Source organism: Acinetobacter sp. YH12219 (assembly GCF_013417875.1).
Taxonomy (GTDB): Bacteria; Pseudomonadota; Gammaproteobacteria; order Pseudomonadales; family Moraxellaceae; genus Acinetobacter; species Acinetobacter amyesii.
The window spans coordinates 90,211-114,423 of record NZ_VPDC01000005.1; the positions used below are offsets into that span (position 1 = coordinate 90,211).

A 24,213-nucleotide genomic window follows, 5' to 3' on the forward strand; every position below is an offset into this window, starting at 1 on the left:
GCTGCGGTGGTGGTGGAATTGGTAGACACGCTACCTTGAGGTGGTAGTGCTTTCGGGCGTGGGGGTTCAAGTCCCCCCTTCCGCACCAACTTATAATCCAAAACATAAGTTGGTGTATGCAGCAAAACTCTGTTGATGCGGGATGGAGCAGTCTGGTAGCTCGTCGGGCTCATAACCCGAAGGTCGTTGGTTCAAATCCAGCTCCCGCTACCAATCAATTCTATTTTTAAGATGCAAACTTTTAAATGGACAGCTTTTAAAGCTGAGAAAACTATTTGCATATTGATGCGGGGTGGAGCAGTCTGGTAGCTCGTCGGGCTCATAACCCGAAGGTCGTTGGTTCAAATCCAGCCCCCGCTACCAATCTTATATAGCACACAATCTATATAAGCAGTTTATCTGAAAGTCATTGTGATGTTGATGCGGGATGGAGCAGTCTGGTAGCTCGTCGGGCTCATAACCCGAAGGTCGTTGGTTCAAATCCAGCTCCCGCTACCAATCCTCTGAGATGCAACTCAGTAGGGCAATTCTTCAGGTTGTTTTAGATTGAAAATGACCAAGAAATTGTATATAATTTTTGCATGTTGATGCGGGATGGAGCAGTCTGGTAGCTCGTCGGGCTCATAACCCGAAGGTCGTTGGTTCAAATCCAGCTCCCGCTACCAAGTTTCTAAAAGAGGCTCACAACTAGGTGGGCCTTTTTGCACAGTGGACTATGGTTTTCTGTGTAATAATGGGGCGATTTACGCCCTTTTTTATTGGCTATCGTGTAGTGTCGACAGTATTTTGGTCAAACCGTCATGTTTCACTACTACTATAGTTTTGCATTGGTCTGTAGTGGTCATTTCGACCATCGAATCGCACAAATTTGACGAGAGTAAATGAAGCTATCAAATAAAACTCAAGCACTTCAGGACTTAATTGCCCCAGCGGTGCAAGCATGTGATGTAGAACTTTGGGGGATTGATTTCCAACCTCAAGGAAAACGTTCACTGTTACGTATTTATATCGACCGTGAAGTTGATGAAAATGCAGAACCTGTCATCAATGAAGATGGCGAAGTTGAGCAAGGCCGTGGTATCGGCGTGCAGGACTGTGTTCGTGTCACTCAGCAAGTGGGTGCGATGTTGGATGTACATGATCCAATTTCAGGCGAATATGCATTGGAAGTGTCATCTCCAGGTTGGGATCGTCAGTTCTTTAAATTGGAACAAATGACGGCATACATTGGTCAGCAAGTCGCTTTGCGTTTGATCAGTGCTGTGGATAATCGTCGTAAATTCCAAGCCAAACTTGTAAGCGTAGACCTTGAAAGCGAAATGATTCAGGTTGAAGTTGAAAAGCAACAAGTGTTGGATATTGACAGCCACAATATTGATAAAGCAAATCTGGTTTTCCAAGATTAATTTAATAAATAAGAATCTGAACGAATAGGTGACTTATGGCTCGTGAAATTCTTACCGTAGTAGAAACGGTTAGTAACGAAAAAGGTGTAAGTCGTGATGCAATTTTTGAAGCGCTTGAACAAGCTTTAGTTGCAGCGACTAAGAAGAAATTCTACGAGGGAACTCACTCGGAAGAAGCTCGTCTACGTGTAGAAATCGACCGTCGTACTGGTGATTACCGTACTTTCCGTCAATGGGAAGTGGTTGCCGACGAAGATCACGAAATGCCAGCATGCCAAGATGCGATCTCTGATGTAGATCCTGCAAAATGGGCAATTGGGGATATCCGTGAACTTGAAGTTGAATCGATTGATTTCGGTCGTATTGCGGCACAAATTGCGAAACAAGTGATTGTTCAAAAAATTCGTGAAGCAGAGCGAGCGCTAATTGCAGATGCTTACGAATCTAAAGTTGGTGAACTCATCTACGGTGAAGTGAAAAAACAAACCAAAGATGGCTTTATCATTGATTTAGGTGACAATGCAGAAGCATATCTTGCGCGTGAAGAAATGATCGCTAAAGAAATTCTACGTCCTAAACAACGTGTAAACGCGATTTTGTTTAACGTAAACCGTGAAGGCCGTGGTGCTCAGTTATTACTTTCTCGTTCTAAACCAGAAATGCTTATTGCATTGATGAAGAAAGAAATTCCTGAAATTGCTGAAGAAATCATTGAGATTAAGGCTGCTGCACGCCAACCTGGCGTTCGTGCTAAAATCGCTGTGAAAACAAACGATCACCGTATTGATCCTGTAGGTGCATGTATTGGTATGCGTGGTACACGTATCCAAGCAGTTCAATCAGAGTTAAATGGTGAGCGTATTGATGTAGTCGTTTGGTCTGATGACGCTGCACAATACATTGCAAGTGCTCTAGAGCCTGCTGATGTATCAGGTATCGTGATTGATGAAGAAGAACGTACTGCAGATATTATTTTTGCAACGAGTGATCAGTTAGCACGTGCAATTGGCTCTCAAGGTCAAAACGTACGCTTAGCATCTGAATTGACTGGTTACAAGCTCAATATGATGCTTGAAGAAGAATATCACGCACGCCAACAAAACGAAGCGCAACAATATTTAGATATGTTTGTTACACGTCTAGATATTGATGAAGACTTAGCGATGGCGTTAGTTGAAATGGGTTTCACATCATTAGAAGAAATCGCGTATGTTCCTGCGGAAACATTCGATGAGATCGAACTTGATGCTGAAACTGTTGAAATGCTACAAGGTCGTGCAAAAGAAATTGCATTGGCTGATGCATTGAAGCAACAAGAAAACATCCAAGAGCCAAGCGAAGAGCTTGCTGCAATGGAAGGCGTGACTAAAGAAATCGCATATGCGCTTGCCGCTCGCGGTGTGGTAACTGTAGATGATCTTGCAGATCAAGCCACTGACGATATCTCTGATATCGAAGGTTTAGGTGCTGAAAAAGCAGGTCAACTTATTATGAAAGCGCGCGAATCATGGTTTAACTAGGAGGTAATATATGACGGACAAGTCGATTAAGGAGTTAGCTCTCAGCGTGGGTCGTCCAGTTGAGAAGCTACTGGAACAGGTTCGTGATGCGGGTTTACCACAAACTAAACCTGACGATATTATCTCCACTGAACAACAAAATGCCCTCGTTAACCATTTGAAAAAAGTTCATGGTCAGGATGCGGGCAATGCAGGACAAATCACGTTGAAACGTAAAACTACCAGTACTGCTAAAGTGGCGAGTACATCGGGCAAGGCAAAAACGATTAATGTAGAAGTTCGTAAGAAACATACATTTGTTAAACCGGATCCTGAGCAAATTAAAGCTGAAGCATTAGCGAAAGCACAAGCTGACCAACAAGCACGTAAACAGGAACCTAAGGTTGAAGCGAAAGCTGAAGAACCGAAGCAACAACCAGTATCTAAAGCGAAACAAGCTTTAGAAGCAATGCGTGCTGCTGCGAAGCAAGAACATGCGAAGCAAGAAACACCGAAAGCTGCGGTTGTTGTAAAACGTAAGTCAAACAACAAGCCAATTACAAAACCTGTTGAAACTCTAGAACAGAAAAAAGCACGTGAAGCTCAAGCAGCACAATTGAAAGCTGTAGAAGAAGCGGCGCGTCGTAAAGCCGCTGAAGAAGCGCAACAACGTACGCTTGAGCAAATGCGTCAAATGGCGTCTAAGTATTCTAACGAAGACACTACTGCGACCATTCGTGTTGTAGATGATTCTCCGCTTGCTGCCGGCCTTGTAGGTCAGGCATATGAAGATTCATTTGCGAAAGAAGACCGTGAAATTAAACGTGGTACCAATACCAACAATTCACGTTCACCTAAAAAAGGTGGTCGTCGTGGCGAAGAGCAATCTTTCCGTGATAACTCACATAAACGTGGTTTAAAAACAAGTCAAGCGAACAAGCATGGCTTTGAAAAACCAGTTAAAAAACAAGTTTATGATGTTGAAATTGGTGAAACAATTGTTGTTGCTGACTTGGCTGCGAAAATGGCGGTTAAAGTTCGCGAAGTTATCAAATCACTCATGAAAATGGGCGAATTGGTTACTCAAAACCAAGCGATTGATCAAGAAATTGCAGCACTTGTTGTTGAAGAAATGGGTCACAATCCAGTACTTGTTTCGGATACACAAGCAGAAGACAACTTACTTGAAGCAGCTGAAGAAGCGCGTGGTGTCCAAACCACTCGTCCGCCAGTTGTGACAATTATGGGTCACGTTGACCATGGTAAAACATCACTTCTTGACCGTATTCGTCGCTCTAAAGTGGCTGCAGGTGAAGCAGGTGGTATCACACAGCATATTGGTGCTTACCATGTGAAAACTGAAAAAGGTATTATTACTTTCTTAGATACACCGGGACACGCAGCATTTACTGCAATGCGTTCACGTGGTGCGAAATCTACAGATATCGTAGTGTTGGTTGTTGCAGCAGATGATGGTGTTATGCCACAAACTGCGGAAGCGATTGACCATGCACGTGCAGCAGGTACGCCAATTATTGTTGCTATCAACAAAATGGATAAAGAGTCTGCTGATCCAGATCGCGTATTGAATGAGTTGACGACGAAAGAAATCGTACCTGAGCAATGGGGCGGTGACGTTCCAGTGGCAATGGTTTCTGCGCACAGCGGTGCAGGTATCGACGAACTTCTTGACTTGATCTCAATTCAAGCCGAACTTCTTGAGCTTAAAGCATCTGAAGAGGGTGCGGCACAAGGTGTTGTAATTGAAGCACGTGTAGACAAAGGGCGTGGTGCGGTAACATCGATTCTTGTTCAAAACGGTACATTGAAAGTGGGTGACCTTGTTCTTGCAGGTTCGTCATACGGTCGTGTACGTGCAATGACAGATGAAAATGGTCAACGTATTAAATCTGCTGGTCCTTCGATTCCTGTGGAAATCTTGGGTCTTCCTGAAGCGCCAATGGCGGGTGACGAAGTTCTTGTTGTAAATGACGAGAAGAAAGCACGTGAAGTTGCTGATGCACGTATGGATCGTGAACGTCAAAAACGTCTTGAGCGTCAATCTGCGATGCGTCTTGAAAATATCATGGCGTCTATGGGCAAGAAAGATGTGCCTATTGTCAACGTGGTATTGAAAACAGACGTACGTGGTACTTTGGAAGCATTACACGTTGCACTTGCTGAACTTGCAACTGATGAAGTGAAAGTACGTATTATTGGTTCAGGTGTTGGTGCGATCACTGAGTCTGACGTAACACTTGCTGAATCATCAGAAGCGGTTCTTCTCGGCTTTAACGTACGTGCTGATAATACTGCACGTCAAAAAGCTGATGCTGATGGTATCGACATTCGTTACTACTCAATCATCTATCAATTAATTGATGATGTGAAAGATGCGATGAGCGGTAAATTGGCGCCTGAACACCGTGAAACAATTCTGGGTGTTGCTGAAGTACGTGAAGTGTTCCACTCAAGTAAATTCGGTGCTGCTGCAGGTTGTATGGTACTTGAAGGTACATTACACCGTAATAAACCGATTCGCGTATTACGTGATGACGTGGTGGTATTCCAAGGTGAGCTTGAATCTCTTCGTCGCTACAAAGATGTGGTTGAAGAAGTTCGTGCCGGTATGGAATGTGGTCTTGCGGTGAAAGGCTATAAAGACATCAAAGCACAAGATAAGATTGAAGTGTACGATGTTCAATTAATTAAACGGAGTCTTTAATGGCGGGTAGTCAACGTCTGAAGCGTATGGCGGATACAGTACAACGTGAGTTGTCAGAACTGATCCGTCAGGAGCTGAAAGATCCACGCTTAGGTGGTCTAGTGACCATCTCTGCCGTGAAGGTGAGCCCAGACTTAGGATATGCCGAAGTTTATGTGACTGTAATGGGTCGTGAGCTAGGCGATGAGCAAAGTGAAGCCGCAAATAAAGAGACTTTAGATGTCTTGAATAAAGCATCTGGTTTCTTGCGTCATGAACTAAGCCATCGTATCAAAACACGTATTACGCCACGTTTGCGTTTCCATTACGACAAAACAAATGCTTATGGCAACTATATGTTTGGTCTAATTGCGGAAGCGGTCAAGGACTTACCTCCTACTGACGAAGCAAAAAAAGATGATGAATAATTCAGTTCGCTGAATGAAAAAAGCCACCTTCGGGTGGCTTTTTTATGTTTGAATGGTCATTCTTTAAAAATCCCCAATAACACACAGAATTATAACTAGATGATAAAACTAAGCTTGAAAATGACATTGGATAGTCCAGTCTATACACACAATATAATAAAAAAATCATGCTATTGAGCAGCATATTACTCATCACTATGCCAAGTTGGGCATGTTTAAATACCTATGTAGAAGATTTTTATACATCTGATTCAGAAAAAGAAAATCAACACGAAGAAGATCATGATGAAAAATTGAATAACTTTGTCTCAAGGCATCCTAGCCCAATAGACTATCAGGCAGAAAATGATTATGCCGTACATCAGATCTACGCAGGCCGTTACGATTTAGCCATTAAGGTTTTGCGTGCAATTGAAAAAGAGCATCCAGGTTTACCAAAGACTGCAGTGAATTTAGGTACTGCATATGAGTTGATTGGCAATATTCCACAGGCCAAAAAATGGATTGCTGAAGGCATGAAGCGTGATCCATCGATACATCTTGGCAGTGAATGGATTCATCTGAATATTTTAACAGCCAAAGAAAAACGTGCGACAGCAAAATATTTTCATGAATATCCATTGTTGAATGTACATTATGGAATAGGTTATGTACCTGATGCGCACTGGAAGAATCAACGAAAACTCACAACAGCGGAATACGATGCCATACGAGAGCAGGCCAGTTTACAGATTAATGAGCGGAAAAATTTTGTTTCAAGACAGGATGCCGTGATGGCACAGCTGTTTTATGAATTGGCGAATCTTGAGATGAGTCAATATCAGCCTAATTGGTCTGATCATTTTCAAAGTAGTTATGAAACAAATATACTGATTGATTTAGCAGAAAAATATGGATTAAAGACGACGCCATATAACCAAAAGCGTTTGCAATATATGGCTCAAAGCAGCGTATTTGAAAAAATGTGGATGCGAATCAAAGATTTTTTTAGCTCGAAGGCATAATCAAAACTAGATCTGGATTTAATCCAGATCTTCCGGTTTTGAATGGACTTTAGAGTGAAATGCACGGCGGCGAGTTCGCTGCCAAGGAAGAGGGCGATTAAGCGCTTCTGGTGCATCACCACTCATCGAGCGCAGTCGTAAATGTAATGCGGCTTGTGCCATGAGGTTTGCAGAAACCGGTGCAGTGATAAAAGCAAAAAGCGTGATCAGGATTTCTGCAAATCCAAAACGCCCTTGAAATGCTGCATAAATAATTGCAGCAATTAGAAAACTTCCTAAACCTAAGGTGCTTGATTTAGTCGGTGCGTGTAGACGCATAAATAAGTCGGGTAGGCGAACCATACCAATACCCCCGACCAACATGAAAAAAGCGCCAATCACCAAAAAAATCGAGACCAAAATTTCCATGACTAATTGCATATTAATGTACTCCTAGTCGATGACGTGGCCAGTGGTGAAATAGCGTGCTAAAGCGGCTGTAGACACAAACCCAAGCATGGCAACCAATAAAGCCCCTTCAAACATCGATGTACTTGCCCAATAAATACCTAAAATGACAATTAAACAGGTGGCATTTAAGAATAAGGTATCTAAAGCAAGTAGCCGGTCTACGATTGAGGGTCCCATCACCAAGCGAATGAGACACAATAACATCGAGATCGTCACAGCAACTAAACAGATGCCAAGCGCATACGGTAAAATTGTCATGCAGATTCTCCTGTATCAGCGCCAAAAATGAGGATGAGAGGGCGTTCATAGCGCTCTTTAATGGTTTGAATTTCCGCTTCGGGATCATCCGTGCTCAGCGCATGGACCAAAATATCACCACGGTCTTGGTCAATCCCCGCAGACACCGTACCAGGCGTGGTGGTGATGATCATCGCAAGTAAAGAATTGACTTCCTCATGCTGTGTATCGAGAGGAACACGGAACCATTTCGGGTGCAGTTTATGTGTTGGCCCAAGGACTAATTTTGCAACATGGATATTACTGACAATAATATCCCACAGCACCACAAAGAATAATTTACATGCTGCCAGCCAGTTGATATTCGGCGTTCGGTCAATAAAAGGGCGAACCAATCGTGGAATAACAATGGCTAAAAACAAGGCCATGCAGAGTGTGGCCGCATCTAGACTGTGCGCCAACATAACCCAGCTCAGACCAACCATGACTGAAACTAATGGATGTGGAAACCAGCGATTTAATACAGATGTTTTCGCCATGTTAAGGTGCCTCCATCGGTTTTAGTTGGGTTTCTTCAGGCAGTTTTTCTTCTTGCTGCTGTCCCTGAATTTGGCGTTGCTTATACTCAGAAATATGCTCGCCATGTAGAGTTTCAGGCGCGATCAATGCAGGAATGAGGTGTGCATTTGGATCGGCTGATTCACCACCATATTTGGTTTCAGGTAAATTTTCAGGGTCATAAGGTTGAACACTGATGATTTTACCTTCTTCATCCTTTTTCAGCAGCAAGGATTCATATAATGGATTGTCTTGAATTTGCTGCGCAGTTTTGTAGGTGTAGTCATAGATCGGCGCAGCAAAAACCATATATCCCACAAGCGCTGTTAACAGCAAATAAATAGTTTTGTCATTACGAAGCGGTGCCTTATTCGGCAAAGCCTGATAACGCTGATATTCTTCAGTATGAATATCATCTTCTGGGCGAGATGAACGCCAGAAAAGTACAAAACCAACTCGGGTGAATGCGATAATACTGAGTAAACTCACCAACAATACAATCAAAATAATCATGATTTGGTAAGGTGAGTTTGCCGTGGCTTGCAAGAGAAATACTTTACCCAAAAATCCGCTAAATGGCGGTAGACCAGCCATCATCAACGCAATGATGAAATAGCAGACAGCAACGGTATTATGTTGTTTCATGCGAGGTGCAATTTTAAAATGATCTTTAAATTCGCCGCGTTGTGAGGTAATCCAACCTGAGAGAATATAAAATGCTGCACCAATGATGGTACTGTGAATCAGGTAATAAAGCCCCGCAGCCCATGCATCCGTATTAAAGAATGAAATTGCAACCAATATTGTCCCGATAGAAGACAAAATCATAAAACCGACAAAACGACGTAAGCGATCCGTTCCGATTGCGCCATAAGCACCATAGAGCGAGGTTACTAAGCCAATTGGTAACAGCCACTGTTGTAAGATTTCACGGCTAATCCCATCGTCAAAAACAGTACCATTGACACGGAGAATGGCATAGATGCCGACCTTGGTCATGATAGTGAATAAGGCTGCGACAGGCGTGGTTGCCACAGCATAGGTCTTCGGTAACCAGAACCCTACAGGCAGCATTGCAGCTTTGATGCCAAAGACGGTAAACAGTAACAATGCACCAGCCACTGCGATACGATGTTGATCCGCTTCAAGCAAAGGCATAAGTCGTGCAACATCAGCCATATTTAAGCTACCTACACTGCCGTAAATCATCCCGAGTCCAATCAGGAAGAGGGCAGAGGCAAATAGGTTAATGGTGACGTAATGAATACCAAGCTGAAAACGTGCTTTGCCTTGACCATGTAAGAGCAAAACATATGATGCCATCAACAGGATTTCAAAGAACACAAATAGGTTAAATAAATCGCCTGTCAGGAATGCACCACATAAACCCATTAGTAAGAAATGGCACATGGCATGGAAATAACGACCACGCTCATCCCATTCTTTGCTGGCAAACCACATCACTGGCACAGCAAGACCATAAGTCAGCACCAACATGAATGCTGAGAGTCGATCTAGAACTAAGACAATACCAAACGGTGCGGCCCATTCACTCAGGTTATAAACCAAGACTTGGCCAGAGCTGGCGATCATCAAATAACTGATAGATGTGATCAGCCCAAGGATGCCAGAAACATAGCTGATTCCACGACGCCAAGGTTGTCGCCAGTCATGTGCCAGCGAGCCAGAGCCGGGGTTGCCCAACAGGACTAAAATAAATGCAGTAATTGCAGGAATTAAAATACTGAAAATCGGGCTATGCGTAGTCCAAAATTGGATGAAATCATGCATTATGGCTCATCCTCCCGCGGGTCAATTTGCGGTATTTCTTCTTTGGAGTCCACATGATCTGTTCCAGTTTCATAGCGGCTACGCAGAGCCAATTGTACGATAAAGGCAGTGGTCGCAAAGCCAATCACAATGGCGGTCAGGACCAAGGCTTGTGGTAAAGGATCGGTCGCTTTGGTGGTTTCAGTTAACACGGCAGGTGCGTTGACATGAATACGCCCCATGACAAATAAAAATAAGTTCACGGCATAGCCAATCATGGCTAAACCCAGTACGACAGGAAAGGTACGTGCCCGCAAAATCAGGTAGACCCCTGTTGCAGTCAGTAAGCCAATGGCTGAAGCGAGTAAAAATTCTAAACTAATCATCTTATTCGCCTCTTGGAACTGGACCAGACATACTCGAGTGACGCGAGTCGCCTAAGACGGAAATCATTAACATCGTCGCGCCCACAACGGTGATGTAGACACCTGTGTCGAAGAGGGCAGCGGAGGCAAGGTGCATTTCACCTAAAATGGGTGGCGATACATAGATATGAGCACTGGTCAGGAATGGACGCCCCCATAGCCAAGCCGCGATACCTGTCAGCCCCGCAATGGTTAAACCAATACCAATCCAAACTTCATATAAGCGACCTGATTTTGCACCAATCAATTGTTCGGCACGGTCTTGACCGAGCGCGATATATTGAATCACTAAGGCTAAAGAGGTAATTAAGCCTGCAATAAAGCCACCGCCTGGTAAATTATGACCCCGTAGGAAAATATATAAGCTGATGACGAGTGCTAAAGGCAAAATCCATGATGATGTAATACGGAACATCAGTGGTGACGGATTAAAACGATAGGTCAGACCTTGCGTAATGGTGGTACCATGAGCACGCATACCATCCATCATGCACAGCGTACCAATTGCGGCAATTCCCAGTACGGTAATTTCACCAAAGGTATCGAAGCCACGGAAGTCGACCAAGATCACGTTGACCACATTGGTACCACCACCAAGTGGGATGGATTGCTGCATAAAGAACCATGAGATGGAATTATGATCGCGGGTCATGATCAGCCATGAAATCCATGCGATCCCTAAACCTGCAATAATCGCAATTATTGCATCTCGCCAACGACGAGACACACTCGACTCATAAGGTGTGAGCTGTGGTAATAATGATAAGCTCATGAGTAAGAGCACGGTGGTCACCACGTCAACAGTAATCTGCGTGAGCGCCAAATCTGGAGCGGAGAAACAGATAAACACCATAGTCACAACCAGACCGACTGCACCACTGATGAGGACGGCTTTAATCCGTTCATGGTGGAACCAAAGCATCATCCAACATGCAGAGAATAATAATAGCCACAGAACGATTGCGATGATTGGTGCATGTATCAGTTCACGGCTGCCTGTGCCGATACCTTGCAGCCAAAATGGAACAATGACGATGGCTACACTAAAGATTAAAATCCACAATAAATAGCTTTGTAATTTGCCATTTTCAGTAAAGCGACGGAACTTTCTTGAGCTGAGTAAAAGATGCTTTAAAAATAAGTCGAACAGGATTTTGCCTTGCAAACGGCCCAAAAGAGGATCCAAATCGATACGGCGTAATTTGCCGCCCTTTGCCAATGCGAAATAGAAAACTAAACCACCTAAAAGTGCAATCACACTCATCAAAAGGGGTGCATTTAAACCATGCCAAATCGCTAAATGTGTACCTTCAAACGCAGTATTTTGAATACTCGCACGCGCGGTACTATTGACAATATGCTCAACCAATAACGCAGGGAAGAGTCCAACTAAAATACATAAAGCAGCCAGTAATGTCGCAGGAGCACGCATGCCAAACGGTGGTTCATGCGCTTCTTTATTGGGAACATCTTTCCCTAGTGGACCATCAAAAAATACCCCATGAACCAAACGTACCGAATACGCGACAGCAAAGATACCGGCAAAGGTGGCAATGATGGCTGACACGATCATCACTGGCCCAGTCAGGTTGGCCAAAAGTTCAGTAAAGAACATCTCTTTAGAGAGGAAACCATTAGTTAATGGGACACCTGCCATAGAGGCCGCAGTGATCATGGTCAGCGTTGCTGTAAACGGAAGTAATTGCCATAAACCAGAGAGTTTTCGTAAATCACGTGTACCTGATTCGTGGTCAATAATCCCCGCGATCATAAATAGGGCTGCTTTGAAGGTTGCATGGTTAATGATATGGAAAATAGCAGCGGCAACTGCGAGGGGAGAACCGATCCCGAGTAAACAAACGATCAGACCTAAATGGCTGATGGTGGAATAGGCCAACAGCCCTTTTAAATCTTCTTTGAAAATGGCAAAGAAGGCCGCCATACATAAGGTAAACAAACCAATAAAGGTGACCAAGTTGTGATACAACGCCGCGCCTGCAAAGATTGGCAATAAGCGTGCAAGCAAGAAAATTCCGGCTTTCACCATCGTGGCAGAGTGTAGATAAGCCGAGACGGGGGTCGGTGCCGCCATGGCATTTGGCAACCAAAAATGGAAAGGGAACTGTGCACTTTTGGTAAAGGCCCCCATTAAAATTAATAGCAGTGTGGGCACAAAAAGCGGATGCTGCTGAATTTGGCTACTCATCGTCAGGATTTGGTCAATCTGATAGGTGCCCGTGATTTGCGCCAACAGAACAAAACCACCCAACATACATAGACCACCCATGCCTGTAATGGTTAAAGCCATTCGAGAGCCACGCTGAGCAGCATCGTAATTACTCCAATAACCGACCAACAGGAAGGATGAAATACTGGTGAGTTCCCAGAAAATGAGTAATAAAATTAAATTATTAGACAATGAAATGCCGAGCATGGCAGCCATGAACAGCATCAATAAAACATACAGTTTACTGAGCGAGTTCTTTGGACTTAAATAATAGTAGGCATAGATATAAATTAAGGTGCCGATCCCCGTAATGAGCAGGGAAAACAACAAGCCCAGTGCATCGAGACGGAAACTGAAATCAATGCCAACTTGAGTGAGCCACGGCCAAGTTTGAATGATGGTTTTGCCATTAAAGACATCTGGGGCCTGACTCAATAATAAAACTAAACTGCTGAGGCTGACGCCAATCGCCCCTAAAGCTGTTACCCCGCGAGAGAATTGCTTCAACCACGAGACAAGTGTTGTGCCTAGTATTAACGGTAACAATATAATAATCGGTAGCACACTCGTATCCATTGTCATGATTAGGCGGTGAAACCTAGGTGTATTTCATCTTTCAAGGATTACAGGACAGCAAAGAGCAGTCCAAAAATTCAATCTTGAAAGCCATGTGTGTCAAAAAAATTAAAAACAAGCTGTGTTGCGCAACTCGTGAAGCGATAGCAATTTCCGATGTTACTATGAAAATTGCAAATAAAACCGATCATATTACATGCGTAAAACAACATCAATCTTTTTTATGAACCACTTACACATTATACGCCTGACGCAACTGACTCGACATTTATCGCGGCCTTGTTGCTGAATATTTAAACATCGAGGCTATGGATTACGCTCAGCCAATCAGCCGCTGTATTTTTAACTCAGCGGTTGGATCGTAACGTCCTGATCACCTCGCTGTGATAGAGCTCTAACCAATTCGTGTTGCTGTTGCTCGGTCAGTTGCGTCTGGATTAACTGCAACATGTGCTGGATCGAATCCGGACTGTTCAGCGGCTCATTTAATTCAGTGTCTTCAGTTTTGGGCGGAAGCAATGGCTTTGAACCGAGTTGCAACTGTTGATAAATCTGATCATAGGTTTCTTGTAATTTTTCAGGCTGAATCTCACTGAGCTTTTTATTCTGTAATTGTAAGCACTGAAAACGAGAAGCCTGTTCCAGCAGTTCAGGACGGTTGCCGCTGGCAATGATTTGGAGTCGTGGAAATGCTTGATTTAAACGGGTCAAAATCACTTGGGTCATGTTTTGATCGAGTTGGTGATCTATGGCGTCGATCAATAAAATACCGTCACCTTCTTGGCACGGATACAAGCTGTGAGGATTGAGTAGACAAAGGCGACGCACAATATCACCAATTAAGGCCACAAGGTTGCGCACACTATTCGACAACTGTTGAAACAACATGTCTTTGCCTTGGTAGCAGACCATTAACTGTAATTTGGGGTGATATTGCAGATAAATATTGGTCACCTCGGGCAACACGGTCTCTAAGGCTTGTTTTAATGATCTGAGTGACGATGCGTGTAGCTCGGCCTGAGCTTGCGCTAGTTTTTGTCCGAAAAGTGGCGTGTCGGATGTGTTGGATGAGTCAGTTGGGTTTTTTGGATGTAATAAATTTTGAATTAATTCGGCACTTTGTGCATTTTCTATATCGGATATTTCTCGAAACCACTCAAAAAAACGAATAAACGTGGTAAAGGGAATGGCCGAGATTTCATAGGCATGTGAAGGCTGAAAAATAGCAGGATTATTTTTATTGAGAATATTCACATCGTTGACGAAACGTTCAGCAGGGTAATAGGCAATGAGTGGCAACCCTTGTAACGGATCAGCTTTGAGGGCTTTTTGATACAGCGCAACCATCGATTCTAATTGCTGTGTTTCGGCCTTACTGAGGCCGACGCCTTGACTGTTTAAGGTTTTATACAATTGCCATGAACAGCGCTGAGGGTCTTGGTCTTGCTGATCACTTGAAAGCTGAAATGCACCAATGTCTTCGGGAAAACTGACCTGAATATCAAGTTTCGACTGTAAGCGATTTAACATGATGTCTTGATCAAGCATCACCACACCTGCGGTACGTAAATCTTTATAGCGTGCAGCAAACCAAGTGAGGGCCTGGTAACTAAAGCGCAGTAGGGAGGTTTTTCCAGAACTTTGATCACCCAAAATTAAGGTAATCGGCAGATCGTGATAATTAAAATTGAGGGTGATATCAGTAAAATGAAGGGTGTGCTTGAGTTGAATCGATTGTATTTTCATGGTGCACCTTTTACTGATTTATTGTTTATTCACCTTTTTCATCATACTAGCTGACCGCTTGCGCCAAAGATTTGGGCATTTGACGTTTTAAGTGCTGCATCAAGTCATAAATATGATGGATATTTAAACTTACTTTAGCACGTGTGCAGGCCACGTAAAGTAACCGTAACTCTTCGTCACTAATTTTATAATCTTTATCGTTGAGCTTAAATTGGTAGTCATCTTCAATATGTACCCGATCCCATTCTAAACCTTTGGCTTTATGGGCGGTCGAGATGATGTAGTCGGCTTGATCAATCGGGGTGATTTTCGCCAGCGCCTTTTTCAGTGGGTCAGTACCGTGGTCATCGACCAACTTCACTAGCGGTTTAATATCGCTGCCGTCATTGGTCTCGCAATATTCATGTACATCATGCCATGAGTTAAACCATGCAAGCTCTGGGACATCGACCACGCGTTTACCTTGCTTGAGCATGGCTGCAGCATCGACAAAACGATTGAGTCGTGCATGATCTGCTTGCAGGCTGACTTTTTCACCTTTGACCAAACCTGCCAATAACAGTTCCATCGCACGTGCATTGGTACGACATAAAATGGCATCGCGCATCTTGGTATGCGGTTTATTGACCACTTTAGAGTTGAGCTGCGGATTACCCAATAACGGCACGGTTTCATTCAATGCGCCCAGCAGAGCATTGGCGTTCAAGGCAATTTCTTCACCAAAACGGAACGACGTGGTTAAACGTGATTCGGGTAAAGGGAGTTGCTGCATGGCATTGACTGCGCCACGCCATGCATAAATTTGTTGATGCGCATCGCCCACATAGATGACTTGGGTATTCCGCTGTTTCAGTAAAATCCCTAGCATTAGTGGGTCAGCATCTTGAGCTTCATCGAACAGCACATAATCCGCAGGAATATTCGGTTCAGACAAAGCCCAAAGTTTTAAATAAATATCGTGTCCAATCCCTGCTGCATGGTTCGGATCAATCGACTCTAACCAACGACGTTCAATCGCAGGATATAAGTGCTTTTGTAAGCTTTCGATATCGTCAGGATGCAACCAACTCGGTGCTTGTAGATGTCGTGGGGCAGGGTACTGTGAACTGGTTGAACAGAAATAACTGACAGCGTTTGCTACCAGACTCGCCAAACGTGATGGCATGAGCACATATTTTTCATAACGACCACCCATCATACGACGTAGGGTGATCGGTTCTAGTCGATATTCTTTGGCAATAAAACTGGGGCTTAAACGCGGTAGACGCAGTTTGTCAGTCACTCCACGTGGAACACTGCGATAGGCCAATGAGTGGAAGGTGCGACAGTCGACATTTTGATGAAAACGATTCTGTGCTTCGGTGGCAATGGCTTTGTTAAAGGCCAAGTACATGCCACGCCGCTGAGGCATGGCATCACTGATCATTTGGAGTGTAGTGGTTTTACCTGTGCCAGCATAGGCAATCACTTTAAATGATTTTCCAAGACGTGCGTTATCTATGGCAGTGGCCTGCTCATAGGTCGCGGTCGGTTTTTTAAGCTCTGGCACGGTTGCGTCTTAGTGCTGACGGTTGGCTTTTTCAACCAAACCGGAAAGGCCTTGACGACGAGCGAGTTCGTTAAGTACCAATTGAGGATCAATATCGAAATAACCCAACATCACAATGGTATGGAACCAAAGGTCTGCTACTTCGTAAATCAAATCGTTTTTGTTGTCTTCATTGGCTTCGATTTTGAAATCTTTAGCGGCAATGATGGTTTCAACACTTTCTTCACCGATTTTTTCTAAAATTTTGTTGAGGCCTTTATGGTAAAGCTTTGCCACATAAGAGGACTCAGGATCGGCTTGTTTGCGTTCAGCCATCATTTTACCTAAGTAGTCGAGTACTTCGACTTGCTCAGATTGTGCATTGGATGCATTCATCGCAAGGGTATGTGGATTTGCTGATTTTGCGCCATAAATTGCAGCAGGATCTTTTAATTGCGCATCGACAATTTCCCAGCCATTGGCAGTAAGCTTGCGGTAGAAGCATGACTCACGGCCGGTATGGCAGGCAATGCCGCCATGCTGTTCAATCTGCAGCACAATCACGTCAGCATCACAGTCCAAACGGATTTCATGCACAGTTTGGAAATGGCCAGATTCTTCACCTTTATGCCATAACTTATTGCGTGAACGTGAAAAGTACACCGCTTGATTTTTTTCTGCAGTTTGCGCCAACGCTTCACGGTTCATCCATGCCACCATCAAAACGCGTCCGCTTTGATGATGCTGTGCAATAGCAGGCACTAAGCCTTGTTCGTTAAATTTTACTTCATCGAGCCATTGCAGGTTGTTCATGAGGATTTCACCAATTCAAAAATCAAAAAATAAAATGCTGCAGCATTTGAGCAGCACCATAGTGTAAGCCATCAAGAGAATGATGGGGAGTTAATTCTTAATCAAATTTTAAATTGCGCAGTTCAGCAGCAGAATCATCTGCAGGCTTACGGGCAATGTCGGCATAATTCATTTGTCCAAATGCACCTGTTTTTAAGCCAGAAATCGTGATGGCCATTTCTTTGCGGAAAAACGGCAGCTGATACATGGCACGAAATGAAATATCACGCAGCGGTGCTGTCCAGCGATGATGTGATTGATAAAACGGTGTCAGTAGGCGGCTAAAAAATTGGTAAAACCGCACGGACGGCAACCGCAGTTGATGATACTGCTGCCAGAGGTTTTGCAGTGAGGAATCCTGTTGATATTGGAGCAGGGCATGACTGATGGCCCATGCATCGAGCAGCGCCATATTGGCACCTTGTCCAAGTTGTGGACTCATGGCATGAGCCGCATCTCCTAAGATACCGATACGACCTTCACCGAGTTTGCTCAGCACCACATCACGATAGTTGGCAGACAGCCATTGCTGCGGATCATCTGGATGTGGAATCACATGCGCTAACCATTCTGCAACACTCGGCCAGCGTTTCGAAACTTCAAGCAACCATTGCTGCTGTGCGCTTTTGGTTTTTAAGAATCCTTCTAAATCTGCTGTAGGTAGACTCCAGAAAATGCTCGAAAGACGCTGTTCAGGCTGCGTTGGAATTGCTCCCGTAGGCATTACACCCATCATGATGTTGGAGCAGTCATAGAACTGATGCAAGATCTGTGGATTCAGCACTTCGCATTCAGGCACGATGATCCACTTTGCCCCCCAAGGATAGGCTTGGTTGAGCTTTTCCCATGCTTTAGGGCGTAAATGGCTGCGTGCGCCATTGGCGATCAGCACGAGATCAAACTGACGTTGAAAGGATTGATCTGCGGACTGCCCAATCACGTTGATACCGTCACAGGATTCTTGAAGTTCATGTACCTCATGCGCCATGCACCACTCAACGTGTTGAGGATATTCTCGGACTTTGGATGCAAGGACATGACAGAGTGTGGCACGGTGAATGCCGAGTCCATATGAACGTTCATCGGCTTGTCGATATTGACTGTTTATCAGCAAGTCGCCGCCAGCCAGTTGACCTTCAAGACCGGTTACCACAGCACCTAGGCTTAAGGCGTGTTCCAAAATGCCTAAATGTTCGAAAACCGCCAGCCCGGCGGGTTGTAATAATAATCCTGCGCCCACAGGTTCAAGTTGTGAGACTTTTTCATATAAGCAGATCTGATGGCCTTGAGCAGCAAGCATTGCTGCAGCAGCTAATCCTGCCGTACCTGCACCGATGATGGCAATGTTTTGAGTTTTCATTGTTATAAAAGTTGATTTTATCTCAGCCCAATGTAGCAAAGTTGTCGTATAAAACCCAATAAAAAAGCCCTCATAAGGGCTTTTTTAGAGGTGAGTCAAGTCTTACCAGTGTTCACCTGGGAATAGGCGAGCATATGCCTTTTGTACCCAATTGAGTTTTTCTTGCTTACCAATAGACGCTGAAGAGCTTGGGAACAAGTTATAACCAATCGACATGAGTTTGTTATTAATGTCAGGTGCAATGGAGTAGGTGATTGAAGCCAGACGGCCCAAATTGGTCGCCACTTTCTTCGGACGTTTCACGATGGCATAGGCAATCAAGTCAGTTGCTTGTTCTGGAGAAAGGGTTGGAACGTATTTATATATTTTGGTTGGGGCGATCATTGGCGTGCGCACCAATGGCATGTAGACCGACGTGATGGCAATATTATGCGAGTGAACTTCAGCGCTCAGGCAACGGCTAAAAGCATCTAATGCGGCTTTAGACGCAACATATGCAGAGAAGCGCGTTGCATTGGCCAATACACCAATCGAACTGATGTTGATGATATGACCTTCACGACGAATCATCATTTTAGGCAACAGGTTCATCACCAAACGTACCGCGCCAAAATAGTTCAACTGCATAGTACGTTCAAAATCATGGAAACGATCGGTTGATTCATGTACGGCACGACGAATAGAACGGCCAGCGTTATTAATTAAGATATCGATATGATCGACGGAAGCGAGGATTTGTTGTGCCACAGCATCAATGGAGTCCATGTCATTGAGGTCACATGGGAAAACATCAGCTTTACCGCCATTGGCTTCAATTTCAGCTTTTACGGCATCGAGGGTTTCTTTGGTACGTGCAACCAGTAGAACATGTGCGCCAGCGTTGGCAAGGCGATGCGCTGTGGTTAAACCGATACCACTCGATGCACCGGTGATTAAAATAGTCTTACCGTTGACACGGTCAACGAAACGTTTCTCAAGTCTTGAATTCACGATGAGGTTCCCTGTTAAATCAGTTTTATTGTATTCATTTATCGGCCCGACAACGTTATTTGCAGGGCTGTTTTAAGTCAGCGGTATGATAGCGTTTTATTTAAAAAAAGCCATATGATAAGTAATTGATAATAAAATAATATTTAGAGTTTTTACTCTAAATTAAAATCCCTATTTACTCAATTTTTAACACATAAATATGTGAAAGAGAAGTGCTTTTAGCAACATCGTTGCAACGCAAAAAAAGTCGATTTTCAAGATAAATAAAATTGTAAATAAATATAGAAGCAGGGCCATAGATGCCCAAATTTGGAAGGCGGATTATGTGGGAGTGGTTATTTAAATGAAATGGAAATAAAAACAGGCCTTAAAAATAAGACCTGTGGATTGTGCACTTGTGGTTTAAACAGCAGCTAAGGCTTGATCTAAGTCGGCAATCAAGTCATCTGCATGTTCGATCCCAATCGATAAACGAACCATATCAATGCTGACACCGGCGGCTTTGAGTTCATCTTCATTGAGCTGACGATGTGTCGTGGTCGCGGGATGGCAGGCTAAACTTTTGGCATCACCAATATTCACCAGGCGAGTAAACAACTGCAAGGCATCGATGAAACGTGTGCCACCTGCAAGGCCGTCTTGAACCCCAAAGGAAAGAATTGCCGACGGTTTTCCTTTGACATATTTTTGCGCCAAAGCATGCTGTGGATGGTCTTTTAAGCCAGCGTAGTTGACCCATTTTACTTTTGGATGCGCTTGTAAATATTCAGCCACTTTTTGCGCATTTTCGGTATGACGTTCCATGCGCAGGCTTAAGGTTTCCAAACCTTGTAAGATCAAAAACACATTGTGTGGGCTGATCGCAGCGCCTGTATTACGTAGTGGTACCACGCGCGCACGGGCAATGTAGGCGGCTTCACCTAAAGCTTCGACATAATTCACCCCGTGGTAGCTTGGATCAGGGGTGTTGAGTGATTTAAAGCGTTCAGGGTATTTGCCCCATGGGAACTTGCCGCTGTCGACGATGATGCCGCCTATCGAATTACCATGACCGCCAATATATTTTGTGAGTGAATGCACCACAATGTCGGCACCAAATTCAAAAGATTTTTGCAGGACAGGGGTGGCCACAGTATTGTCCACCACCACAGGTATGCCATATTCATGCGCAATTTTCGAAATTGCTTCGAGGTCAATAATATTGCCCAATGGGTTACCAATAGATTCGACAAAGACCAGCTTGGTTTTGTCATCGATGAGGCTACGCAGCGCTTCAGGGTTCTGATAATCAAAGAAGCGAACTTCAATGCCTTGTTTCGGCAGAGTGTGGGCAAACAGGTTATATGTGCCGCCGTACAGGGTCGAAACTGAAGCGATATTGTCGCCTGCTTCAGCAATGGTTTGAATCGCATATGTAATGGCCGCCATACCTGATGCCAACGCCAGTGCGCCTATACCGCCTTCGAGTGCTGCAACACGCTGTTCAAGTACCGCCGTGGTTGGATTCATAATGCGGGTATAAATATTACCCTGAACTTTTAAGTCAAATAAATCAGCACCATGCTGTGTGTTATCAAAGGAATATGAGGTGGTTTGATAAATCGGCACCGCAACCGCTTTGGTGGTTGGCTCCGGGGTATACCCCGCGTGAATTGCTAAAGTTTCGTCTTTATAGGTCATGATTACATCATCTAAGTGAGCTAATTTTTTAAACAGTCTATCACTTATATATATGAATAAAAGTGCTTTATTTATAAAACTAATATCATAATTATTCATATTATTGAAAAATTTTCAGCTAAAGATGAGCGAAATTATGCTTAAAAACGCATGTTTAAATTTTGTTCGCCATTAAACTTGTAACAATGCATTGAAGGCGTGTGCGAAACCTTATTTTTTCACGACTTTATGCGTATAATAGCCGATTATTTTTTCGCTCAATTGAGCAGGGGCAACTTTGTGTTGTTCCGTATATGTTTTGACTATTGAGGAGTCCTAAGTGGCCCAATATATTTACACGATGAACCGTGTGTCGAAGATGGTTCCGCCTAAGCGCGAAATCCTGAAAGACATCTCTTTATCATTTTTCCCAGGCGCAAAAATTGGTGTGCTTGGTCTAAACGGTGCAGGTAAATCTACCTTGCTTCGTATTATGGCGGGCGTAGATAAAGATTTCTCAGGTGAAGCACGTGCTCAACCGGGTATCAAAATTGGTTACCTTGAACAAGAGCCGCCATTGGATGAAAGCAAAGACGTTCGTGGTAACGTTGAAGACGGTTTACGTGAGCCGTTAGATGCTTTGGCGCGTCTTGATGAAGTGTTTGCAGAATATGCAGCAGAAGATGCTGACTTTGATGCACTTGCAAAAGAACAAGAGAAGTTAGAAGCCATTATCCATTCATGGGATGCACATAATATTGTGAACCAAATGGATCAGGCTGCTGCAGCGTTGAACCTTCCAGCTTGGGATGCAGATGTATCTAAGTTGTCTGGTGGTGAGCGCCGTCGTGTTGCACTTTGCCGTTTGTTATTGTCTAAACCAGACATGTTGCTTCTAGATGAGCCAACGAACCATTTGGATGCTTCATCAGTATCATGGTTGGAACGTTTCTTGAAAGACTTCCCAGGTACGATCGTTGCGATTACCCATGACCGTTACTTCTTGGATAACGTGGCAGAGTGGATTCTTGAGCTTGACCGCGGCATGGGTATTCCATACCAAGGCAACTACTCTTCTTGGTTAGAGCAGAAAAATGCCCGTTTAGAGCAAGAACAGAAGCAAGAAGAATCTTTTGCTAAAGCATTGAAAAAAGAACTTGAATGGGTTCGTTCAAATGCTAAAGGTCAGCAAAAGAAAAACAAAGCGCGTATGGAGCGTTTTGAAGAGCTTAACTCACGCGAATTCCAACAGCGTAACGAAACGTCTGAAATCTATATTCCACCTGGTCCACGTCTAGGTAACAAAGTTGTAGAAGTTGAAGGTATCAGCAAGTCATTTGGTGATCGCACGCTTTATAAAGATTTATCATTCGTTGTACCACCTGCTGCAATTGTAGGTATCGTGGGCGAAAACGGTGCGGGTAAAACCACATTATTCCGTATGATGACAGGCGAACAACAACCAGATACAGGTACAGTTACACTGGGTGAGTCTGTTAAAGTGGCTTATGTTGGTCAGATTCGTGACACCTTAGATGACAACAAAACTGTTTGGGAAGAAGTTTCTGGCGGTTTAGATATCTTGAAAATTGGTGAATACGAAATCGCATCTCGTGCGTATATCGGTCGCTTTAACTTCAAAGGTCAAGATCAGCAAAAACGTGTAGGTCAATTGTCAGGTGGTGAACGTAACCGTTTACAACTTGCGAAAATCCTGCAAATGGGTGCAAACGTCATCTTACTCGATGAACCGTCAAACGACTTGGATATTGAAACTTTACGTGCGCTTGAAGATGCTATTCTGGTATTCCCAGGTACTGTCATGGTGATCTCGCATGACCGTTGGTTCCTCGACCGTATTGCAACGCACATCTTGTCATTTGAAGGTGAAACCCCTGAATTCTTCACGGGTAACTACCATGAATTTGAAGAATACCGTCGTAAACGTGATGGTGATGACCTTGTTGCAAAGCGTCAAAAATACCGCAAAATTGGTAACTAAGTTCCAGTTTTAAAATAAAAAACCAGCCTGCGGGCTGGTTTTTTATTGCGTGAGAAGCAATGACTATACAACAATGTCTTCATAGGCATGATGTAAGACGTAGTCTGCTTGTTCATGGCCTTGTGCAGCCGCTTTACTGAGCCAAAGCTCTGCAAGTTCATAATTGCGGTCTAAGCCGAGTTCTCCATGTAAATAACCGAGACCTAAGCGATATTGGGCATCTTTATGACCTTTTAATGCGGCACTTAAGAAATTCCACATGGCATTGCGATAGTCAGTAGGGGATTGGTCTGCTGAATCCATAGTATGGTGACTGAGAAAGTCTTGATGGTGTTGAGCCGCAAGAATTTCAAAATAAGTCCCTTGGGCGTAATCACCCTCGGCTTCTGTAATCGAAAGGTGCATTCCTTGCAACTTTGGATTCATCTGTTGTGACAACAGTGCATAGATTTTTTTCAGAGCTTGTATCATCATTGTTAAACTCCTTGTTGCTAAATATAACCACTTGATTAATAAAAATATTAATTGCAGTCATTCGTGCGCTGCGATGAATGATTTAATTGTTTTAAACAGATCACACTTAAGATGAAAATTAGCATGCTTGTCATGATATGTGAATAGTTCTTGAAAAATATTTATAAGTAATTTCAGTCATCTAGATCGCGAAAAATTAATTTGAATAAATTGAAAGAGGATGCTGAAAAAGCAGTTTTTAAGCTTGAAAGTAAAACGTAATACTGAAGGTTGAATGATGTAATTTTATTACGTTTACTGCACCTGTTAAGCTCAAGA

At 43.7% G+C, this 24,213-nt stretch carries 19 protein-coding genes and 5 tRNA genes; 11 read left to right on the top strand and 13 right to left on the bottom strand.

Annotation, left to right across the window (positions count from 1 at the left end; translation table 11 throughout):
• Window positions 1-3: 3 nt before the first annotated feature.
• The 10 genes from FTV04_RS04860 (at window position 4) to FTV04_RS04905 (ending at window position 7,041) form a co-directional block, all read left to right on the top strand.
• Window positions 4-88, top strand: a tRNA-Leu gene (locus FTV04_RS04860).
• 48 nt (window positions 89-136) lie between these two features.
• Window positions 137-213 (top strand) — tRNA-Met (locus FTV04_RS04865).
• Window positions 214-286: 73 nt separating this feature from the next.
• Window positions 287-363: transfer RNA gene (locus FTV04_RS04870), tRNA-Met, on the top strand.
• Window positions 364-421: 58 nt separating this feature from the next.
• Window positions 422-498, top strand: a tRNA-Met gene (locus FTV04_RS04875).
• Window positions 499-588: 90 nt separating this feature from the next.
• Window positions 589-665, top strand: a tRNA-Met gene (locus FTV04_RS04880).
• 216 nt (window positions 666-881) lie between these two features.
• On the top strand, window positions 882-1,406 hold the full coding sequence (gene rimP / locus FTV04_RS04885) for a ribosome maturation factor RimP (RefSeq protein ID WP_078189416.1): 525 nt from the start codon (window positions 882-884) through the stop codon (window positions 1,404-1,406).
• 35 nt (window positions 1,407-1,441) lie between these two features.
• Window positions 1,442-2,926, top strand: a complete 1,485-nt coding sequence (gene nusA / locus FTV04_RS04890) for a transcription termination factor NusA (RefSeq protein ID WP_078192558.1) — start codon at window positions 1,442-1,444, stop codon at window positions 2,924-2,926.
• 10 nt (window positions 2,927-2,936) lie between these two features.
• Window positions 2,937-5,630, top strand: a complete 2,694-nt coding sequence (gene infB, locus FTV04_RS04895) for a translation initiation factor IF-2 (RefSeq protein ID WP_111884116.1) — start codon at window positions 2,937-2,939, stop codon at window positions 5,628-5,630.
• Window positions 5,630-6,037 carry a ribosome-binding factor A gene (locus tag FTV04_RS04900; RefSeq protein WP_180088887.1) on the top strand — a complete coding sequence of 136 codons (408 nt, stop codon included), beginning with the start codon at window positions 5,630-5,632 and terminating at the stop codon, window positions 6,035-6,037. The genes infB and FTV04_RS04900 overlap by 1 nt, the downstream gene beginning before the upstream one ends.
• Window positions 6,038-6,204: 167 nt before the next feature.
• Entirely contained in the window at window positions 6,205-7,041 is an 837-nt protein-coding gene (locus tag FTV04_RS04905; protein WP_180088889.1) for a tetratricopeptide repeat protein, read from the top strand.
• Window positions 7,042-7,059: 18 nt separating this feature from the next.
• Here FTV04_RS04905 and FTV04_RS04910 read toward each other — a convergent pair whose 3' ends face one another.
• The 12 genes from FTV04_RS04910 to FTV04_RS04965 all read right to left on the bottom strand — a co-directional run bounded on the left by FTV04_RS04910 (window position 7,060) and on the right by FTV04_RS04965 (window position 21,440).
• Window positions 7,060-7,461: a Na+/H+ antiporter subunit G gene (locus tag FTV04_RS04910; RefSeq protein WP_168378199.1), complete on the bottom strand. Its 402-nt coding sequence runs from the start codon at window positions 7,459-7,461 to the stop codon at window positions 7,060-7,062.
• A gap of 12 nt (window positions 7,462-7,473) precedes the next feature.
• A complete protein-coding gene (locus tag FTV04_RS04915) occupies window positions 7,474-7,749 on the bottom strand; it encodes a monovalent cation/H+ antiporter subunit F (RefSeq protein ID WP_078189410.1) in 276 nt (91 codons plus the stop codon).
• The gene (locus FTV04_RS04920) at window positions 7,746-8,267 is read right to left on the bottom strand and encodes a Na+/H+ antiporter subunit E (protein ID WP_180088891.1); all 522 of its coding nucleotides are present in this window, start codon (window positions 8,265-8,267) and stop codon (window positions 7,746-7,748) included. Before FTV04_RS04920 ends, FTV04_RS04915 begins: the two co-directional genes overlap by 4 nt.
• A 1-nt stretch (window position 8,268) precedes the next feature.
• Window positions 8,269-10,077: a monovalent cation/H+ antiporter subunit D gene (locus FTV04_RS04925; RefSeq protein ID WP_180088893.1), complete on the bottom strand. Its 1,809-nt coding sequence runs from the start codon at window positions 10,075-10,077 to the stop codon at window positions 8,269-8,271.
• Window positions 10,077-10,442 (bottom strand): Na+/H+ antiporter subunit C, encoded by a 366-nt coding sequence (locus tag FTV04_RS04930; RefSeq protein ID WP_078189407.1) that lies wholly within the window; start codon window positions 10,440-10,442, stop codon window positions 10,077-10,079. Before FTV04_RS04930 ends, FTV04_RS04925 begins: the two co-directional genes overlap by 1 nt.
• A 1-nt stretch (window position 10,443) precedes the next feature.
• Window positions 10,444-13,284, bottom strand: a complete 2,841-nt coding sequence (locus FTV04_RS04935; RefSeq protein WP_180088971.1) for a monovalent cation/H+ antiporter subunit A — start codon at window positions 13,282-13,284, stop codon at window positions 10,444-10,446.
• A 342-nt stretch (window positions 13,285-13,626) separates the two neighbouring features.
• On the bottom strand, window positions 13,627-15,030 hold the full coding sequence (locus FTV04_RS04940; RefSeq protein WP_180088895.1) for an AAA family ATPase: 1,404 nt from the start codon (window positions 15,028-15,030) through the stop codon (window positions 13,627-13,629).
• Between the two features lie 46 nt (window positions 15,031-15,076).
• The gene (locus tag FTV04_RS04945; RefSeq protein WP_180009538.1) at window positions 15,077-16,579 is read right to left on the bottom strand and encodes a UvrD-helicase domain-containing protein; all 1,503 of its coding nucleotides are present in this window, start codon (window positions 16,577-16,579) and stop codon (window positions 15,077-15,079) included.
• 9 nt (window positions 16,580-16,588) lie between these two features.
• Window positions 16,589-17,371, bottom strand: coding sequence for a bifunctional phosphoribosyl-AMP cyclohydrolase/phosphoribosyl-ATP diphosphatase HisIE (hisIE, locus tag FTV04_RS04950; protein ID WP_078189402.1), 783 nt, complete (start codon window positions 17,369-17,371; stop codon window positions 16,589-16,591).
• A gap of 97 nt (window positions 17,372-17,468) precedes the next feature.
• Entirely contained in the window at window positions 17,469-18,770 is a 1,302-nt protein-coding gene (locus FTV04_RS04955; RefSeq protein WP_180088897.1) for an NAD(P)/FAD-dependent oxidoreductase, read from the bottom strand.
• A 102-nt stretch (window positions 18,771-18,872) separates the two neighbouring features.
• Entirely contained in the window at window positions 18,873-19,760 is an 888-nt protein-coding gene (locus tag FTV04_RS04960; RefSeq protein ID WP_180088899.1) for an SDR family NAD(P)-dependent oxidoreductase, read from the bottom strand.
• A 402-nt stretch (window positions 19,761-20,162) separates the two neighbouring features.
• Entirely contained in the window at window positions 20,163-21,440 is a 1,278-nt protein-coding gene (locus FTV04_RS04965; RefSeq protein ID WP_180055444.1) for an O-acetylhomoserine aminocarboxypropyltransferase/cysteine synthase family protein, read from the bottom strand.
• A gap of 319 nt (window positions 21,441-21,759) precedes the next feature.
• On the opposite strand from FTV04_RS04965, the gene ettA reads away from it, so the two are divergent.
• Window positions 21,760-23,421 carry an energy-dependent translational throttle protein EttA gene (gene ettA / locus FTV04_RS04970; protein ID WP_180042172.1) on the top strand — a complete coding sequence of 554 codons (1,662 nt, stop codon included), beginning with the start codon at window positions 21,760-21,762 and terminating at the stop codon, window positions 23,419-23,421.
• A 63-nt stretch (window positions 23,422-23,484) separates the two neighbouring features.
• Here the strand turns inward: ettA and FTV04_RS04975 are convergent, their stop codons facing one another.
• Window positions 23,485-23,895 (bottom strand): tetratricopeptide repeat protein, encoded by a 411-nt coding sequence (locus FTV04_RS04975; protein WP_180088901.1) that lies wholly within the window; start codon window positions 23,893-23,895, stop codon window positions 23,485-23,487.
• Window positions 23,896-24,213 lie beyond the last annotated feature (318 nt).